General features: G+C 72.4%; 6 protein-coding genes. 1 reads left to right on the top strand and 5 read right to left on the bottom strand.

Annotated elements, in window-relative coordinates; genetic code table 11:
* The first annotated feature begins 30 nt into the window (after positions 1–30).
* The gene (locus tag AB0M27_RS07050) at positions 31–1,026 is read left to right on the top strand and encodes a hypothetical protein (RefSeq protein ID WP_365718765.1); all 996 of its coding nucleotides are present in this window, start codon (positions 31–33) and stop codon (positions 1,024–1,026) included.
* Positions 1,027–1,114: 88 nt separating this feature from the next.
* Here the strand turns inward: AB0M27_RS07050 and AB0M27_RS07045 are convergent, their stop codons facing one another.
* From AB0M27_RS07045 to AB0M27_RS07025, 5 genes are all read right to left on the bottom strand, one after another.
* A complete protein-coding gene (locus AB0M27_RS07045; protein WP_365718763.1) occupies positions 1,115–1,984 on the bottom strand; it encodes a GNAT family N-acetyltransferase in 870 nt (289 codons plus the stop codon).
* A gap of 30 nt (positions 1,985–2,014) precedes the next feature.
* The gene (locus AB0M27_RS07040; protein ID WP_365718761.1) at positions 2,015–2,854 is read right to left on the bottom strand and encodes a lipase; all 840 of its coding nucleotides are present in this window, start codon (positions 2,852–2,854) and stop codon (positions 2,015–2,017) included.
* Positions 2,855–3,233: 379 nt separating this feature from the next.
* On the bottom strand, positions 3,234–4,007 hold the full coding sequence (locus AB0M27_RS07035) for an alpha/beta fold hydrolase (protein ID WP_365718759.1): 774 nt from the start codon (positions 4,005–4,007) through the stop codon (positions 3,234–3,236).
* A gap of 25 nt (positions 4,008–4,032) precedes the next feature.
* Complete coding sequence (locus tag AB0M27_RS07030) at positions 4,033–5,265, bottom strand: cytochrome P450 (RefSeq protein ID WP_365718756.1); 1,233 nt, start codon at positions 5,263–5,265, stop codon at positions 4,033–4,035.
* A gap of 285 nt (positions 5,266–5,550) precedes the next feature.
* The coding region (locus AB0M27_RS07025; protein WP_365718754.1) for an SDR family NAD(P)-dependent oxidoreductase at positions 5,551–17,664 on the bottom strand (12,114 nt) is incomplete at its 5' end.

Here is a 17,664-nt window from a genome sequence, read left to right as displayed (position 1 = left end):
ATTTCTTCCCGAGCATCCGAAGGAACCGTGATGTCCGTAGCCACAGATCTGCTCGTTCCGGCGCTGCGCGAGGTCCGTGAGGCCAAGTCGGCGCTCGCCGACCGCTTCAGGGCCCACCTCGCCGCCACGCCACCCGGTGAACACCGGGATGTCCTGGAGCGCCGCATGGGCGACGCCCGCGGGCACGTGTACCGCATCGACGAACGCCTGGGAACGTTGCAGCCCCGTGGGCTGGTGCAGAGCGTCCTCGGCGGTGCCTGGCAACTCACCGGGCAGGCCGCCCGGCTGCCCATCGACATGGCCATCTCCGTCCCGGGCGTCGTGTTCCGGAACCGGGGGATGACCACGGAGTACCAGCTGCTGAAGAACGCCGAGGACGAGTACGCGGTCACCGCGCTGGCCCTGGCCCTGTGCCGGGCCGCCGAGCGTATCGCCCAGGAGGCCGAGGACGACGTCAGCGCGGAACTGCTCGGCTCCATCCGCCGGGACGACGAGGAGGCGCTGGAGGAGTTCGCCGGAGCCCTCGAACAGCATGCCGACAACGCCGTGGCGGCATCCGCCGAGACCACCGACACCAGCGTCGGCGGCGCGGCGCAGGCGGTCCGCGAGTGGAGCAGCTGGTTGCGGGAGACGGCCGAACGCATGCCGGGCGCGGACCGGCTCCAGGCCGCACCACGGGGAGCCCTCATCAGCGAGGAGGAGCTGCCGATCCCCGACTACCGGCGCCTCAGCACCAAGATGATCAAGGACCGCCTGCCGCAGCTGCCGCAGACGGACCTGGCCGTCATCGGCGCCTACGAACGCTGCCACGCGCGCCGCCCGGCCGTCCTGAGCCGGGTCGCCGATCTGCTCGGACCGGTGCCCTGGCCCGGCTACGACAGCATGACGGCGGACGACATCCTCAAACGGCTGGGGGACGCCGAACCCGGTCACAGCCGTCGGGTGCTGGAGTACGAGCGCCGCCATCAGGCACGTACCACCATCCTCCGGGCCGCGGAACGGGCCGCCGAACGCGTCCCCGCCTGACCGCTCCGGCTGCGGCGGGGCGACCCGGTGCCGGACCCGGGTCAGCCGTGCGGTCGTGCCGCCGCACCAGCGCGGCCGGCCGCAGGGCTCAGGGGTGCCGCCACAAATAGGTCCACAGCTCGTCGACGAGAGTGAAGCCGAAGGAGTCGAAGAGCCGGGAAGCGGCCTCGCTCTCCGAGGTGCGGGGCGGGAAGTCGTCGATGACGAGCGCGGCCTCGACGGCACCCTGCTCGGCCAGCAGGGCAAGGGCCTGGCCGAGCAGCTTGCGGCCCAGGCCCCTGCCGCGGTGGGTGCGACGGGTCTCGATCCAGTAGACGGTCGCGATGCGGTCCGGTCCGACGCTCACCACGGCCTCCGCGACCGGCTCGGCCCCGTCACGGATGATCAGCCGATGCCCCGGGGGAAAGTCGCAGGGAAAGACGTCGGCGACCAGCTTCGCCGGCGACGGCTCGCCCGAGAGCGCGCAGTGCAGGTAGGCGCCCTGGCGGCGGCCTGTGAACCCGGCTTTGATCAGCGCGTCATGGGTGGCGGCGCGGCGGATGCGCGGCAGACCGCCCGGCCCCAGGGGACCCGGCGGAGCGCCGACGAACGCCTCGATCTGCCGGCACCATGCGAGCTCGGCACGTGCGTGACCGAGCAGGGCACGCAGGGCAGGAGGATCCTCCCGGGCGTACAGCCAGCAGATCACGCCGCTGTGGACATCGGCCCACGAGAGGAACGCGAGGACACCACAGGGGCGGTCTGCGGCGTCGGCCAGCACGCTGATCCTCGGCCGGGCCGGCACAGCCCAGCCGGCCAGGACCGGCGCGCCGCGCCTGGCCGCGGCCAGCTGCTCCGGCGCGCACCGCTGCTGACCCGGCAGCCGGTCGGCATCGATCAGCCCCCGCACTCCCCCTTCGTCCTGGGGGCGATACGGGCGTACGGTCGCGCTGCTGTAGGAACTGGGTGAAAAAGCCATACTGTCGGTCCGCACGGATGTTCTTACCGGCTAGGTTTCAGCGTCCTCCGTTTTGCCCCGACTGTCACGGCCGGGCCGATACAGGGCGAAGCCGGTCTCCCCGACCGCCGTCAGCAGTGCCCGTACCTCGTCGATGACCGGCTGGTGAAGAGGAAGCGTCAGGTGGCCCACTCCCGGCACGAGCACGTTGCGGACCTTCAGGTCGGGGTGATCGATACGCCCCCTGGCCGCGGGCACGACGGCCTCGTCCAGGTCGCTGTAGAAGGCCACGAACCGGCTCCGGCAGCCCGCGGCCGGCTCGGCGAGCTCGGTCAGCACCTCGCTGCCGGGCCGCAGCTGGCGCAGGAGCGGATGCGGCGGGGCCAGGAGGGCCGTGGCCGTCCCACCGTGCGGTGTGGCCAGGGTGATCACGAGGGGTACGTGCGCATGCCCGTCGAGGCGCTGCACGTAGTAGCGGGCGACCAGCCCGCCCAGGCTGTACCCGATCAGGACCACCGGCCGCCCGGCACACCGGCCGACCGTCAGCTCCACCTGTTCACCGAGCACCCTGGCTGCCGTACGGATGTCCGGACTGAGCCCGTTGTACGTCACGGGCACGAACGGGCCCGCCCCGCAGCCGCCCAGTCCACGCTGCAGGGACGACACGACCCATTCCCGGTCGGCCAGGCCGTGCACCAGCAGTACCGGGACCCCCGACTCGGCGTGTGCCGGTTCGCCGTCGACCGTGGACCGCGAAGGCTGGGCGTGTCCGAGCAACCCGGTCAGCTGCGCCACGCCCTCCACCGCGAGGTCGAACGGGAGCCGGGCCAGCCGTACGGCCGCCCTGCCGGCCTCGGCGCCGACGCCACGCACCGGAGAGAGCCCCGGCACCGACAATTGCGTCCTGAAGGGAGTACCCGTGGCAGCTCACCTGCCCTTCCGTCCCCCTCTTTGTTCCCTCGAGGTTAACGCTCCATGTCCCGACCCGATTCCCCACCGGAAGTCCCAGAACGGCGCAGTGAGGACCGCGACCGTAATGCTGATGCCCTTGACCTGCGGAAACATGCCTTGTAAGCCCCGTTTGAGGTCATCGCGGGTCGGTCATCCCCACTTGCTGTTTCCGCCCGTTCCAGGCCGCTGTTGGTCACGTGGCCAATCGTTCGGGAACCACGCTCACTCAGTCCAGGGCCCCCGAACAGGTGGCCCAACCCGTGCACACCGTGCCGCCGCCGGTCCGGGGCTGCCCGGACCGGCGGCGGCACGGTGACGGTCACAGCGGTATACGGCCGGTGCCCGCCAGTTTGCCCGCCAGCACCTCGGTCAGCGTCGGCCACTGGTCGACCAGGTAGAAGTGCCCGCCCGGCAGCACGTGCAGGTCGAAGTCACCGGCCGTGACCTCTCCCCACTTCCCGGCGTCGTCGACCGGGGTCCGCGGGTCGCTGTCGCCGACGACGGCCGTGACCGGGATCGCCAGCCTGCGTGACGGGCGGTAACGGTAGGTTTCCAGCGCCTGGTAGTCGGCCCGCAGCGGAGGCAGGATCATGGCCCGCACGTCCGGGTCGTCCAGCATCGAGGCGCCGGTGCCGTCCAGGGCACGCACCTCTCGCAGCAGCCCCTGCTCGTCGCGCAGGTGCACGTTCTCCGTCGTGGGGCTGCTGGGCGAGCGCCGGCCGGAGACGAACAGCCGGTCGGCCTGGAGCGCCGCCCGCTCCCGCAGCTGCAGGGCCACCTCGAACGCCAGCAGGGCGCCCATGCTGTGACCGAACAGGGACACCGGGCGGCCGTCGTCGGTGACGAGCACGGCCTCCGCGACACAGCGCGCCAGTTCCTGAAGGTCGGTCAGGAACGGCTCCCGGTGACGGTCCTGGCGCCCCGGGTACTGCACCACGCTCACCTCGGCGGCGCCGGTGTCGGCCACCGCGCGGGAGAACGGGAAGTAGTAGCTCGCCGACCCGCCCGCGTGCGGACAGCAGATCAGCCGTGACACCGGGGCGTCGACCGGGTGGTACCGCCGAAGCCACACGGCGGGGTCGAGCGATGACATCGGGTCCCCTTCCGGAACGCGGACTTCAGGCCAGCACCAGCTGGAGCTCTTCGTAGCCGTTCAGCCCGATGGCGTCCCGTCGCACCGGCGTCCCCACCACCTCGATGCTGCCGAAGCGCTCGAGGAAGGCCGGGAACAGCACCGCGGCCTCCAGGCGGGCCAGGTTGCCGCCCATGCAGAAGTGCGGGCCGGCGCTGAAGGCGAGGTTGGCGCCCTCGCTGCGGGTGAGGTCCAGCCTGCCCGGATCGGTGAACTGCCGCGGGTCGCGGTTGGCCGCGGCGAGCAGCGCAACGACCAGGCTGCCCGCCGGGACCGTCTGGTCGCCGAGCGGCGTGTCCTCCTTCATCACCCGGCTGGCGGCGGTGATCGGCGTGTTGAAGCGCAGCAGCTCCTCGACCGCCGTCTGCGTGACGGAGGAGTCCCGGCGCCACAGCTCCAGCTGGTCCGGGTGCTCCAGGAGGGAGATCAGACCCGCGCTGATCAGCGAGGTGGTGGTCTCGAAGCCGGCGACGAACAGGAACGTCGCCAGCGACATCGTCTCCTCCGGCGACAGGCGCGCGTTGTCACCCTCCCGCACGAGGGTCGACAGCAGGTCCTCGCGCGGGCTCCTGCGGCGTGCGTCGAGGATGCCCTCGAAGTACTCGCGCAGCTCGGCCGCCGCCTCGTCGGCGCGCTCCAGGTCCTCCTCCGAGTAGTAGCCGCCCGCCCACACCCGGGACCAGTTGTTGGCCACGTGGTAGAAGTGCATGCCGTCCTCGTCCGGCACGCCCAGCATCTCGCTGATCACGGCCACCGGGAACGGACTGGCCAGGGCCTTGATCAGATCCACGGGAGCGCCGCCGGCCGACTGCTCGACGATGTCGTCCAGGTGACGGCGCATCAGTCGCTCGATGCTGGGACCCAGCGCGCGCACCGCGGCCGGAGTGAACACCCGGCCGGCCAGACCCCGCACCCGGGTGTGGTCCGGCGGGTCCAGGGTGATCAGCGCGTCGAGGTACATGCGCAGCGCCTCGTGCTCCGCCCAGTCGGTCCGCATGGTGCTCGCGGCGCGCGGCCCGTTACGGGTGGTGTTGGCACGCAGGATCGCCGAGGCCTCGGCATAACCGGTCACGGCCCACAGACCGAGGGAGGGGCTTCGATAGACGCGGTTGGTGTCCATCAGCACGTCGTAGAGGGGGAACGGGTTCGCCGGCTGCGGTGGACTGAACAGCTCGATCACCGCGTCGTCCGGCGTCACGGTGTTCAGCTCGGTCGTCATCGTGGATCTCCCATGGCGTCTCGGCGCGATGGAGCAGGCGCGCGTCGGGGGCGGGTCTGCGCGGTTCCGCGCGGGCGAGGCCCACGCTAGGGCGGGCGTGCCGAGCCGAAATACCCCTACCTTCCCCTGAGTCGGGGCCACTCCCCGTGCCGGGGAAGCGGCCCCGCCCCACGGCCGGGACCACAGGGATGCCGACCGGTCGGGAATCGCACGGTCGGGGCCGGCTCAGGCCTGGAGGGACTCGGTCCGGCGCATCGGCCCGCACCGCCCGCACCCCCTAGCCGGTCACCCGCCGCTGAGTTCCGCGTCGAGCACCGCGAACAGCTCGTCGTCGCTCGCGTCGTCCAATGTGGCCGCCGCCGCATCACCGTCCTCGTCCGGCGCAGTGCGCGACCGCCACCGCTGCACCAGCGACTCCAGGGCTGCCTGGATCGCCGCCTGCTCCTGCGGGGTCGGCGAGGCGCTCGCCAGCAGTGCCTCGAGCCGGCTCATCCGGGCCAGCAGGGCGTCCGCGCCGTCCTCCTGCGCCGGCCGCAACTCCGCGTCGAGCCGGTCCGCGGCGCTCCGCGCGGTCGGATGGTCGAAGACCAGCGTGCTCGGCAGCGACAGCCCGGTACGCCGGCTCAGCCGGTTGCGCACCTCGACGGCGGCCATCGAGTCGAAACCCAGCTCGGAGAACGCCTTGTCGGGGTCGACGGACCCGGCGTCGGCGTGCCCCAGCACCTGCGCCACCTGCTCGCGCACCAGCTCAAGGAGCAGTCGGATCCGGGTCTCGTCGTCCTGCTCGCGCAGTTCGCGAACAAACCGCTCCGGATCGCCGTGCCGGGCGCGCCTGCGCCGCTCCGACGATCGTCCTTCGCCGCCGTCCTCCGCCTGAGGGAGCGGTTCCCCGGCCACCGGGGCCTCCGGGAGCGGTACGGGCTGCAGGGTCACCGAGTCGGCGGACGCCACCGGCCGCCCGGAAGCGGTCGACACGCTGAGACCTTGCGCCGTGAAGGCCATCCGCAGCGCGGACGGCGACTCGTCCGACTCCCACCGCAGGCCACGCCACGTGGCACCGACCGACGCACTTCCCGGCTCGGCCTCCACATCCACGGCCAGCAACTGGCACAGGCCGTCCAGCAGCGCCGGGTGGATCCGGTGGCCGTCGCTGTCGACATCGTCCGGCAGGGCGACCTCGACGAACAACTCACCCTCGCGCTGCCAGGCCGCCTGGACGGTCTGGAACTGCGGTGCGATGCGGTGGCCCTGCCGCGCGAGGCGGTCGTAGAGCTCGTCCGGTTCCAGTGCTTCGGTTTCCTGTGGGGGCCAGGTGGTGAGGTCGGGGGTGGAGGGTGCGGTGCCGGCTGGGGTGGGGGTTGGGGTGACTGTGGTGGTGCTTGGGGTGGCTGTGGTGGTGAGGGTGCCGGTGGCGTGGGTGGTCCAGGACGTATCCGGGCCCGGCGCCTGCGTTGCCGCCTCGGCGGGGCGGGAGTGGATGCTCACCTCCGCCCGCTCACCAGCGGCGGTCACCTGCACCTGCACATCCACCTCCCCCACTTCCGGCAACACCAACGGCCGGCCCACCACCAACTCCCCGATCCCGCCATAACCGGCCACGTCCGCCGCGTGCAACGCCATGTCCACCAACGCAGCCCCCGGCACCAACACCCGCCCGGCCACCCGATGCCCCGCCAGCCACGCCTGACGCCCCACACCCAGCCGCCCGGTCAACACCGTCGCCACACCATCCGCCGTGGACACCGCCGCCACCAACAACCCATGCCCGGCCTCCCGCAGACCAGCCGCACCCACCCCCGCCACACCAGAACCCACCGGAGCCGACAGCCAGTAGCGATCGCGCTGGAAGGCATACGTCGGCAGGTCGAGGTGACGGCCGGGGGCGGGGGTGGGCAAGCGCCAGTCGACGGGCACGCCGGTGGTGTGGAGGGTGGCTGCCGCGGTGAGCAGTGTGGTGGCGGCCGAGGCCTCCTGCGGCTTTCGGGGGCGGCGCATCAGGGGGGCGAAGACCAGCTCGCCGGCCTCCTCGTCCAGGCACTGGCGGGCCAGGGCGGTCAGCACCGCCTGCGGACCCACCTCGACGAAACGCGTCACACCCAGGTCGCGGGCGGTGCGAACACCGTCGGCGAATCGGACCGGCCGGCGAACGTGCCCCACCCAGTACGCCGGGTCGGTCAACTCCTCCGATACGACCTGGCCGGTCACGTTGGAGACGACCGGGACAGCCGGCTCGCGGTAGGTGAGGGAGGCGGCAACCTCGGTGAAGGGCTCCAGCATCGGCTCCATCAGCCGCGAGTGGAAGGCATGCGAGACCGACAACCGGGTCGCCCGCACCCCCTGCTCCTCGGCGCGCGATGCCACCGTCTCCAGATCCTCCACCGCTGCGGAAACCACGACTGCGGCCGGCGCGTTGACCGCGGCGACGTCCACCGCCAGACCGGCGATCAACTCCTCGGTCTGCTCGGAGCTGGCGGCCAGGGCGAGCATGCCCCCACCCGCGGGAAGGGCCTGCATCAACGCCCCCCGCGCCGCCACCAGACGCGCCGCATCCTCCAACGACAACACCCCAGCCGCATACGCGGCGGAAACCTCACCGATCGAATGCCCCAGCAGCACATCCGCCGGGACGCCCCAGTGACGCAACACCGCCACCAACGCCGCCTGCACCGCGAACAACCCGGCCTGCGTGAACACCGTCGCATCCACCAACGACGCGTCCTGGCCCCAGATCACCTCACGCAGCGGCCGCTCCAAATGCACATCCAACGCCGCACACGCCAGGTCGAACGCCTCGGCGAACACCGGATCGGCGGCATACAGCTCCCGGCCCATGCCCAGCCACTGCGAACCCTGACCCGTGAACAACCACGCCGTCCGACCCGACGACACCCGCCCGACAACGGCGGCCGTACCATCCACTGCGAAAGCAGACAGGGACCCGATCGCCTCCTCACGCGAGGACGCCACCACCACGACCCGGTACTCAAGTTGAGCCCGGCCATACGCCAACGCCGAAGCCACCTCGGCGACTTCAACGTCCTCCCGCCCCGACCACCAGGCAGCCAGACGTCCGGCCGACTCGGCCAGCGCCTCAGGCGAGCGCGCCGACAACGCCACCGCCACCGGACCCACCACCGGCTCCGACGCACCAGCGGACTGATCGGGCTCAGCCGCCTGTTCCAGGATCACGTGCGCGTTGGTGCCCGAGATCCCGAACGAGGACACCGCCGCCCTGCGCGGCCGATCCCCCACCCCCGGCCACTCCCGCGCCTCCCTCAGCAACTCCACCGCACCCGCCGACCAATCCACCTGAGACGACGGCGCATCCACATGCAACGTCCGCGGCATCACCCCATACCGCATCGCCTCCACCAACTTGATCACACCAGCCACACCCGCAGCCGCCTGCGTGTGGCCGACGTTGGACTTCACCGACCCGACGTACAGGGGCTCGTGCCCCCTCCGTGCCTGTCCGTAAGTGGCCAGCAGGGCCTGTGCTTCGATCGGGTCTCCGAGGCGCGTGCCGGTTCCGTGCGCCTCGACCACATCCACGTCTGCGGCCGACAGACCGGCGTTGGCGAGGGCGGCGCGGATCACCCGCTGCTGCGAGGGCCCGTTCGGCGCCGTCAGACCATTGGACGCACCGTCCTGATTGACCGCCGAACCCCGCACCACGGCCAGCACCGGATGCCCCAGCCGCCGCGCGTCGGACAACCGCTCGACGAGGAGCAGACCGACGCCCTCGCCCCAGCCGGTTCCGTCGGCGGCCTCGGCGAACGCCTTGCACCGGCCGTCCGGGGACAGCCCCCGCTGGCGGCTGAACTCCACGAAGGTCTCCGGCGTCGACATCACCGTCGCGCCGCCGGCCAGTGCCAGCGTGCACTCACCGGAGCGCAGGGCCTGCGCGGCCAGGTGCAGGGCGACCAGGGACGACGAGCAGGCCGTGTCCACCGTCACCGCCGGGCCCTCGAAACCGAAGACGTACGACACCCTGCCGGAAAGGACACTGCCGAGAGTGCCGTTGCCGACGTAACCGGCGACCTCGTCGGGGATGTGCGGGAGGCGGGAGCCGTAGTCCTGGTACGAGGTCCCGGTGAACACACCGGTGTCGCTGCCGACCAGAGTGGCGGGGTCGATCCCGGCGCGTTCCAGGACCTCCCAGGTCGTCTCCAGGAACAGGCGCTGCTGCGGGTCCATGGCGAGCGCCTCGACCGGGCTGATGTTGAAGAAGGCGGGGTCGAAGCGGTCGGCGCCGGTCAGGAACGCTCCCCCGCGGGCGTAGGTGCGGCCGGGTTTGCCCGGCTCGGGGTCGTAGAGGCCGTCGAGGTCCCAGCCGCGGTCGGTGGGGAAGCCGGAGACCGCGTCGACACCGTCGGCGACCAGCCGCCACAGGTCCTCCGGCGAGCCCACGCCGCCGGGGAAGCGGCAGGCCATCGCGACGATGGCGATGGGCTCGTCGGCCGCGACGGTCCGGCGGGCGACGGCCGCCGAGGCGGGTGCGGTGCCGGAGACCTCCGCGACCAGGTGGCGCGCCAGCGCACGGCAGGTCGGGTGGTCGAACAGCAGCCCGACGGGCAGGCGTAGACCCGTTGCCGCGCCGAGTCGGTTGCGCATCTCGATCGTGGTGAGCGAGTCGAAGCCGAACTCCGTGAAAGGCCGGTCGGGTTCGAGGACCGTACCCTCCGGATGCCCCAGCACCAGGGCGGCCTGCTCCTGGACGGCACGGAGCGCGAGGTCGAGCCGCTCGGCCTCGGTCGCATCCGCAAGCTGCCGGGCCAGCCGGCCGCCCCCGGCGCGCCGTGCGACGGCGCGCGCCGTCGCGGCGCGGAACAGACCGGACAGCAGCGGAGCCCGCTGGCCCGCGTGGTCGACCACCGCGGGCAGCAGCGGAGTGGCGACGACGGCCGCTTCGTCCCCGGCGACCGCGGCGTCAAACAGCGCGAGGCCCTGTTCGGTGCCGAGGGCGGGCATGCCGACGCTCGCCGCGCGGGCCTGCTCGACCGGGTCGAGGGCCGTACCCATGCCGGCGTCCTGCCACAGGCCGTACGCGATCGACAGCGCGGACAGGCCCTCGGCGCGCCGGAGTCGGGCCAGGCCGTCCAGGAAGCCGTTGGCGGCGGCGTAGTTGGTCTGCCCGGCGGAGCCGAGGACACCCGCGACAGAGGAGAACAGGACGAACGCGCGCAGCGGCAACCGCTCGGTCAGTTCGTGCAGAAGCCAGGCCGCCCCGGCCTTCGGCATCCACACGTCGTCGAGACGCTCCTCGGTCTGCTCGGTCAGTACGGCATCGTGCAGTACGCCGGCCGCGTGCACGACACCGGTCAGGTCGTCGATGTCCGCCAGCAACCCGGTGAGGGCCTCCCGATCGGTGATGTCGCACGCCACGGCCCGGACCTCGGCGCCCGCGGCGCGCAGTTCGGTCACGAGTTCCGGCGCGCCCGGCGCCGTTTCGCCGCGCCGGGAGACGAGGACGAGCCTGCGCACTCCGTGCTCCGTCACCAGACGACGGGCGACCAGCGCGCCCAGGCCTCCGGTTCCGCCGGTGATCAGCACTGCGCCGTCGCCCCAGTGCGGGACGGACTCGGCGCGCGAGGCGCGGGCCAGCCGGGGCACCTGCCAGTCACCGTCCCGTTGCCGCCATTCCGGCTCGCCGGCGGTAGCCAGGGCGGTCCAGGTCGCCGCGTCGACGGAGGCCGGGCCGGCTTCCGTACCGACGAGGACGAAACGTCCGGGATGCTCCGCCTGGGCGGCCCGTACGAGTCCCGCCACGGCCGCGGCGGCGGGTGCCAAGACGTCCGACGCGTCCTCGCCTGTCGTCGCGATGACCAGCGTGCCGCCGTCCCTGACGGGGTCGGCCACCCAGTCCCGCAGAGCGGCGAGCACCTCAGCCGTCAGGGTCCGGACCGTCTCCGCGTCCGCCGTCGCCGGGAGCGGGCAGTCGCACACCACGACCTCGGCTTCCTCGGCGTCGGCGACCTCCGCGAGGCCGACGACCGGGACCGTGCCCGTCGCCTGGGAGTCGGGCAACGGCGTCGCCACCCAGCGCAGCAGATACAACGAGTCGGCAGCCGCCGTGGCCGCGGTCAGCTCGGCTCGGCTCATCGGCCGCAGCGTGAGCGAGTCGACCGCGCCGACCGCCACGCCCTCCGCGTCCAGCAGCGTCAGCCGGCCGCCGCGGAACACCGCCCGTACGGGCTCCGCAGCGCCCGGCACGACCGAGATGCCGCGCCAAGATGCCGCGAGCAGCGGAGTGCCCGCCGCGTCCACAGAGTCACCCGTCGCGACGAGCACCTGGCAGACGCCCTCCAGCAGGCGCGGATCCAGGGTGAAGGCGGGCGAGGCGGCCCGGCCGTCGGCCCGCTCGGGCAGCCCCAACTCGACGTACACATCGCATCCGTCCCGCCAGGCGGCCCGTACGGTACGGAAGGCCGGACCGTGGTGCTGTCCACGGGCAGCCAGCGCGTCGTCCACGGCATCGAGGTCCAGCGATACGGCGCCCGGCGGCAGCCACGCCGTCGGCAGGAGGGCCGGGCCCTCGCCGCTCAGCGTCCCGGAGGCACACCGCACCCACTCGGCCCCGCCCGCGGGCAGAACGTGCACACTGAGACCGCGCCTGCCGGAGTCGTCGGCCGCACCCACACTCACCTGCGCCGGCACGCCCTCGATGCCGGTGAGTACGAGCGGGGTCCCTACGGTGAACTCCTCTACGGCCGCGCAGTCCACCTCCTCGGCGGCCCTCAGCGCGAAGTCGACGAACACCGAGGCGGGCACCACCACCGAGCCGTTGATCTCATGGTCGGCGAGCCAGGACTGGCTGTCCGCCGACAGCCGCCCGGTGAGCACTACGCCACCGCTGTCCGCCACCGTGACCGCCGCGCCGAGCAACGGATGCCCGGTGGGCGACTGGCCCACCTGCCGGGGATCGCCGCCGGTGGGCATGGAGTCCTGCCAGTAGCGGTCGCGTTGGAAGGGGTAGGTGGGGAGGTCGAGGGGGCGGGCGGGGGTGAAGGTGGGCAGGTGCCAGTCGACGGGCACGCCGGTGATGTGGAGGGTGGCCGCCGCGGTGAGCAGTGTGGTGGCGGCGGTGTCCTCGTGGGGCTGCTGGGACTGCTGGGGGCGGTGCATGAGGGGGGCGAAGACCAGCTCCGTGGTTTCGTCGGTCAGGGACTGGCGGGCCAGGGCGGTCAGCACCGCCTGCGGACCCACCTCGACGAAACGCGTCACACCCAGGTCGCGGGCAGCCCGGACACCGTCGGCGAAACGCACCGGCCGGCGAACATGCCCCACCCAGTACGCCGGATCCGTCAACTCCTCCGACACCACCTGACCGGTCACGTTGGAGACGACCGGGACAGCCGGCTCGCGGTAGGTGAGGGAGGCGGCGACCCCGGCGAAGGGCTCCAGCATCGGCTCCATCAACCGGGAGTGGAAAGCGTGCGAGACCGACAGCCTCGTCGCCCGCACCCCCTGCTCCTCGGCGCGCGATGCCACCGTCTCCAGATCCTCCACCGCTGCGGAAACCACCACCGCGGCCGGCGCGTTGACCGCGGCGACGTCCACCGCCAGACCGGCGATCAACTCCTCGGCCTGCTCGGAGCTGGCGGCCAGGGCGAGCATGCCCCCACCCGCGGGCAGGGCCTGCATCAACGCCCCCCGCGCCGCCACCAGACGCGCCGCATCCTCCAACGACAACACCCCAGCCGCATACGCGGCAGAGATTTCCCCGATCGAATGCCCCAGCAGCACATCCGCCAGGACGCCCCAATGACGCAACACCGCCACCAACGCCGCCTGCACCGCGAACAACCCGGCCTGCGTGAACACCGTCGCATCCACCAACGACGCGTCCTGGCCCCAGATCACCTCACGCAGCGGCCGCTCCAAATGCACATCCAACGCCGCACACGCCTGATCGAACGCCTCGGCGAACACCGGATCGGCCGCGTGCAGATCCCGGCCCATGCCGAGCCACTGCGAACCCTGACCCGTGAACAACCACCCTGTCCGACCCGAGCCCACCCGCCCGGTCACCGCACCGGAACCGTCCGACGCAAAGGACGCCAGGGACCCGATCGCCTCCTCACGCGAGGACGCCACCACCACAGCCCGATGCTCAAGTTGAGCCCGGCCATGCACCAACGCCGAAGCCACCTCAGCGACTTCAACGTCCTCCCGCCCCGACCACCAATCCGCAAGCCGTCCCGCCGACTCGGACAAGGCCTCGGGAGTACGTGCCGACAACGCCACCGCCACCGGACCCACCACCGGCTCCGAGGCGACAACCTCCTCCGCCTCCGCAGCCTGCTCCACGATCACATGCGCATTGGTGCCAGAGATCCCGAACGACGACACCGCAGCCCTGCGCGGCCGGTCCCCCACCCCCGGCCACTCCCGCGCCTCGGTCAGCAACTCCACCGCACCCGCCGACCAATCCACCTGCGACGACGGCGCATCCACATGCAACGTCCACGGCATCACCCCATGCCGCATCGCCTCCACCAACTTGATCACACCAGCCACACCCGCAGCCGCCTGCGTGTGCCCCAGATTCGACTTGACAGAGCCCAGATACAGCGGCACCCCATCCCCACGGCCGCGCCCGTACGTGGCCAGCAGCGCCTGAGCCTCGATCGGATCCCCCAGCCGCGTCCCCGTCCCATGCGCCTCGACCAGGTCGACATCCGCCGCCGACAGACCGGCGTTGGCGAGCGCAGCCCGGATCACCCGCTGCTGCGAAGGACCGTTCGGCGCCGTCAGACCATTGGACGCACCGTCCTGATTCACCGCCGAACCCCGCACCACCGTCAACACCGGATGCCCCAGCCGCCGCGCATCCGACAACCGCTCCAGCAACAACAGACCCGCACCCTCACCCCAGCCGGTCCCGTCCGCCGCCTCCGCGAACGCCTTGCACCGGCCGTCCGGCGACAGCCCCCGCTGGCGGCTGAACTCCACGAACGTCTCCGGCGTCGACATCACCGTCACACCACCGGCCAACGCCAACGAACACTCACCCGAACGCAGCGCCTGGACCGCCAGATGCAGGGCAACCAGCGATGACGAGCACGCCGTGTCGATGGTCAGGGCCGGGCCCTCGAAACCGAAGACGTACGACACGCGGCCGGAGACGATGGCTCCGCTGCTGGTTCCCGGTCCGTAATCGTGGTACATGACGCCCGCGAAGACGCCCGTGCGGCTGCCCCTGAGGGCGACCGGGTCGATGCCGGCGCGTTCGAAGGCCTCCCAGGACGTCTCCAGCAGCAGTCGCTGCTGCGGGTCCATGGTCACGGCCTCGGTCGGGCTGATGTTGAAGAAGGCCGCGTCGAAGCGGTCGGCGTCGTGCAGGAAGGCACCGTACCGGGAGTAGGTCTTCCCCTCCACGCCCGGCTCGGGGTCGTACAGGCCGTCGAGGTCCCAGCCCCGGTCGGTGGGGAAGCCGGAGACGGCGTCGCGGCCCTCCGCGACCAGCCGCCAGAGCTGTTCCGGTGTGGTGATGTCACCGGGGTAGCGGCATGCCATGGACACGATGGCGATCGGCTCGTCGTCCTGGACGGTGGTGGTGGGGACGGCCTCCGTAGTCGCCTGGACCCGCCCGCCGATCTCGTCCAGCACGTGCCGTGCCAGGACCTGGGGGGTGGGGTAGTCGAACAGGAGGGTGGCGGGCAGTCGGAGTTCGGTGGCGGCGGACAGCCGGTTGCGCATCTCGATCGTGGTGAGCGAGTCGAAGCCGAGTTCCGAGAAGGGCCGCTCGGGATCGACGGCGGCTGCGTTGTCGTATCCGAGCAGAGTGGCGGCCTGGGTACGGACCAGGTCGAGCACGGCGCCGAGCCGCTCGGCGGGGGCGACCTCGGCGAGCCGGCGGGCGAGCGCACGGGAGTCACCGGCTGCCGCCCGGGCGGTCCGGCGGCCGGTGCCGCCGAAAAGCTCGGCGAGCAACGGCGCTCGCTGTCCGGCGTGCTGCGCCAGCTGGGGCAGCAGCCGGGCGGCGAGAACGGCGCCGCTTGCGCCCGCGACCGCCTGGTCGAGGGCCTCCAGGGCCTCTGCTCGGGTCAGCGCCGGCAGTCCCGCCTGCTCGGTGCGGCGGACCTCGGCCTCGTCGAGCGACGCGCCCATGCCGACCTCGCGCCAAAGCCCGAAGGCGACGGAGGTGGCGGGACGTCCGTCCTGCCGCAGCTGTTCGGCCAGCCCGTCGAGGTAGGCGTTGGCCGCCGCGTAGTTGGCCTGTCCCGCCGCGCCGAGCACACCGGCCACGGATGACACCAGAACGAACGCGGGCAGGTCCCGTTCCCGGGTGAGCTCGGCGAGATGTTCGGCCGCCGTCGCCTTCGGACGGCGGACGCGTTCGTGCCGCTGAGGCGTCAGTTCGGTGAGTACCGCGTCGTCGAGGACGCCCGCCGCGTGCACCACCGCGCCGAGGTCGGGAATGCCCTCCAGGATCTCCGCCAGCCGGGCTCGGTCGGCCACGTCGCCCGCGAGGGCCCGTGCGCGGGCTCCGGCCGCGGTCAGCTCCGCGACCAGTTCGGCCGCGCCCGGCGCGTCGGCACCCGAACGGGACAGCAGGACGATCTCGGTGACGCCGTGGTCGGCGACGAGGTGCCGGGCGATCTCGGCCCCGACCCCGCCCGTGCCGCCGGTGACGAGCACCGCACCCGTGCCCCAGTCCGGCCGCTCGGCGGCCGGCGGTGTCGCGCGCACCAGCCGCGGCACCGACCAGACGCCGTCCCGAAGCCGCCACTCGGGTTCACCGGAAGCCGCGAGGGCGCGCCACGCCGCGTCGTCCACCGCGTCCGCGTCGTCCACGTCGGCCAGCACGAAGCGTCCCGGGTGCTCGGCCTGTGCCGCCCTGACCAGGCCCGCCACGGCGGCTCGCAGCGGTGCGTCCGCCGTGCCGCCGTCGGCCGCCACGACGAGTACGGCATCCTCCCGTCCGTCTTCGGCCAGCCACTGCTGCAGGGCGGTGGTGACGGTGACGACCGGGTCGGTCGTCCCGGTACGGAGTACGACCGGTGAGCCGCTCACGTCCGCGAGGGCGTCCGCCGTGACCACGGCCACGGCCCCCGGAACGGCCTCCGCTCCCTCCGCGGGCCGGAGCAGCGGGGTCGGTCGCCACTCTAGCCGGTGCAGCAGGTCGGCACCGACGAGATCGGCGGTCGCGACCGGGCGTACGACGAGTTCCTCCACCGCACCGACCGGACGGCCGTCCGCGTCCGCGAGGCGCAGGCCCCCGGCGGCGTCCACGGCCACCCGCAGCCGGGACGCGCCCGCCGCCCACAGGGTGACTCCCCGCCAGGAGAACGGAAGGGCGGGCCCGTCCGCCGGCTCGGGGCGGCCGAGGTGCACACCGTGCAGCGCCGCGTCGAGCAGCGCCGGGTGCAGGCCGAACGCACCACCGTCCGCCTCTTCGGGGAGTACGACGTCGACGAACAGCTCGTCGCCGCGCCGCCACACCTGCCGCAGTCCCTGGAACACGGGTCCGTAGTCGTAGCCGTCGGCCGCGAGGGCCGCATAGGCATCTCCCGTGTCCACCGGTTCGGCGCCGGCGGGCGGCCAGACCGCGAAGTCGAAGTCCGGTGGCGTGGTGTCCCCAGCCGACACGAATCCCTGAGCATGACACAGCCAGTCCGCCGCGTCCCGGCGCGAGTGGACGGACAGCTCCCGCCGCCCCTCCTCATCGGCCGCGCCCACGACGACCTGGATCTGGACCCCGCCCCGCTCGGGCAGGACAAGGGGCGCGACCATGTTGACCTCGTCCACACGGTCGCAGCCCACCTCCTCCCCGACCCGCAGTGCGAGCTCCACGAAGGCCGTGCCAGGGAAGAGGACGGTGCCGTTCACCGCATGGTCGGCGAGCCAGGGCTGCGCTTCGAGCGACAGGCGCCCGGTGACGATCATCCCCCCGGTGTCGGCCACCGACACGGCCGCACCCAACAGGGGGTGGATCACCGCGATCAGACCACGACTGACCGCGTCGATCCCACGCTCCGCCGCGGGCAGCCAGTAGCGGTGGCGTTGGAAGGGGTAGGTGGGAAGGCCGAGGTGACGGGTGGGTGTGGGCAGGTGCCAGTCGACCGGGACGCCGGTGGTGTGGAGGGTGGCCGCCGCCGTGAGCAGTGTGACGGGGGCGGTTTCGTCCTGGGGCTTACGGGGGCGGCGCATGAGCGGCGCGAAGACCAGCTCACCGGCCTCCTCGTCGAGGGTCTGGCGGGCCAGGGCGGTCAGCACCGCCTGCGGGCCCACCTCCACAAAACGCGTCACACCCAGCTCACGGGCAGCCCGGACGCCGTCGGTGAAACGCACCGGCTGGCGCACATGCCGTACCCAGTAGGCCGGGTCGGTGAGCTCCTCCGATACGACCTGGCCGGTCACGTTGGAGACGACAGCGGTGTTCGGTTGACGGTA

It is taken from the genome of Streptomyces sp. NPDC052107 (genome assembly GCF_040680215.1).
GTDB lineage: Bacteria > Actinomycetota > Actinomycetes > Streptomycetales > Streptomycetaceae > Streptomyces.
Note: the sequence above shows the minus strand (reverse complement) of the source record. Positions and strands in the feature narration are given on the sequence as shown.

Coding starts and splice junctions, on each gene's coding strand:
- AB0M27_RS07030 (WP_365718756.1), bottom strand. CDS start 5,265: ATGACGACCGAGCTGAACACCGTGACGCCGGACGACGCGGTGATCGAG.
- AB0M27_RS07035 (WP_365718759.1), bottom strand. CDS start 4,007: ATGTCATCGCTCGACCCCGCCGTGTGGCTTCGGCGGTACCACCCGGTC.
- AB0M27_RS07050 (WP_365718765.1), top strand. CDS start 31: ATGTCCGTAGCCACAGATCTGCTCGTTCCGGCGCTGCGCGAGGTCCGT.
- AB0M27_RS07045 (WP_365718763.1), bottom strand. CDS start 1,984: ATGGCTTTTTCACCCAGTTCCTACAGCAGCGCGACCGTACGCCCGTAT.